The following is a 1938-nucleotide window of genomic DNA, read 5'->3' on the forward strand; positions in this document are numbered from 1 at the left end:
CGTCGACGCGCCCGACCCGAGGGCCACGCTCGCGACGCCCGCGCCGTGCATCGAGGACGACGTCAGCAGCGTGGGCGCACCGGGCCCCGTGCCGGTCTGCGTCCCCACGGCCGTCTCGCCGTCCGGCGCCAGGCGCGGCCGGTAGCTCTGCACGGCGGGCTCGGGGTAGGCGCGCGTGACGGGGGCGCCGAAGCCGCCGCGCGTGAGCGGCATGGTCTCGATCCCGTCGTGCAGCGTCGAGCCGATCACGGTGCCGCGCGCGTCCGCCACGGGACCGTGGGGATACGCGCCGAGCGGGGTCGTCGCGACGGGCGTCGGCGCGGTGTCGCCGCGGAGGATCGCCCCCACGTCGTACGCGTCGAAGCGGCCGCCCGCGCTCACGACGAGCCGCAGCGGCGAGCCGACGAGGAACGTCTCCATCTCCTCCGTGCCGCGCTCCCCGGTCGTGGCGAGGGTCACCTCGCTCGTGCGGATGGTCGCGGTGCGCGCCAGCTGCTTGCGGGTGTCCACCACGGTGACCTGCTGAGTGGTGGATCCGTCGATGTCCGAGCCGACCGCGACGAAGCGGTGCCCGGGGTCGTCCGCGATCCAGCCGGCGCGGGCCCAGGCGCCCGCGACCGCGGGGATCGGGGTGGCCGACGCGATGCGCGGCACGCCGGACGAGGTGATGTCGACCACGTCGAGCCGCGGCCCAGCCTCGTCGACGAAGGCGACGCGGCCGTGGCCCATCTGGATCACGCCCGCGTGCGTGCCGAGCACCGCGTCCGGGAGGGTGCCCGTGATGCGCCCGGTCGCGGCGTCCGCGACGGAGACGGCGTGCGCGGACGGATCGGCGACGAGCAGCCAGCGCGCTCGCGGTGCCGCCTCAGCGGCGTGGACGGGTGCCGCGAGGGAGCCCGCGACGAGGCCGAGGGACGCGAGGCCGACGGCGAGGAGGGAGGGGATGCGCATGGTGCCCGCTTTCTGAGAATCGTTCTCAGAAGGATAGGGATGATGCGCGGGGCGGCGAGCCGGCTGTCCACGGCACCGACTCGCGGCGACCGGCCGTCGCGGCCCGGTCGCCGCGAGGCGTCAGACCGCGACGGCGACCGACGACGGCGCGGCCCCCGGCACGAGCCCGAGGCTCCGCGCCCGGCGCGAGCGCCGCGTCACGAGGTACGACACCGCGAGGCTCAGCAGCAGGAACACCGCGAGCACGCCCGCCGATCCCCACGCCAGGCCCGGGGCGCCGCCCGCGATGATCGCCTGCATGCCCGACGCCGCGTAGGTGAGCGGCAGGAACGGGCTGATCGCCTGGAACGGCGCGGCCACGAGCTGCAGCGGCACCACGCCGCCGAGCGCCGCGGCCTGCACGGCCAGCAGGATCAGCGACACGACGAGACCCGTGCGCCCGAACGCCTGCCGGAGCAGGTAGTGGATCGCCGTGAAGGCCGCCGCGGTGACGGCCGCGAACCCGAGGGTCGCCGGCAGCAGCGCGAGGGACAGCCCGAGCGCCGCGTGCACGAGCGCCACCAGCAGCACGACCTGGGCGAGCGCGATGAGGGCGGCGCGCGCGAGCACGCGTCCCATCACGCGACCGGTCGCGGCCGACGACGCGAGCAGCCGGCGGGCGGCCGGGCGCAGCACGAGGAAGGTCGCGAACGCGCCGAGCCACAGGCCGATGGGCACGAAGATCGCCGCGATCGCGTCGCCCGGGCTGCCGATCTCGTTCTCGCGCTCGACCGTGAGGCCGACCGGATCCGCGACGACGCCCGACGCCTGGGACGCCTGGTCCGCGTCGAGCGACGGGATCTGCTCCGCGCCCTGCGTGAGGCCGGTGCCGAGCTCGGTCGCGCCGGACGACAGCGCGTCCGCGCCGGTCGCGAGGTCGCCCGCGCCCGTCGCGGCGGAGGTCGTGCCGGTGCGCAGCTGGCCGAGGCCGTCGCTGAGCTGGCGGGC

Annotated in this window: 2 protein-coding genes; both read right to left on the reverse strand. The window is 76.7% G+C overall.

The features are described from left to right. Window positions 1–951, reverse strand: a 951-nt coding sequence (locus DZG00_RS15055; RefSeq protein WP_119455798.1) for a hypothetical protein, incomplete at its 3' end; no start/stop codon positions are given. Between the two features lie 120 nt (window positions 952–1071). Next, window positions 1072–1938 (reverse strand): YhgE/Pip family protein (locus DZG00_RS15060; RefSeq protein ID WP_199689835.1); only part of this gene is annotated, 867 nt, incomplete at its 5' end.

The sequence above is a fragment of the Clavibacter lycopersici genome (assembly GCF_003576405.1).
GTDB lineage: Bacteria > Actinomycetota > Actinomycetes > Actinomycetales > Microbacteriaceae > Clavibacter > Clavibacter lycopersici.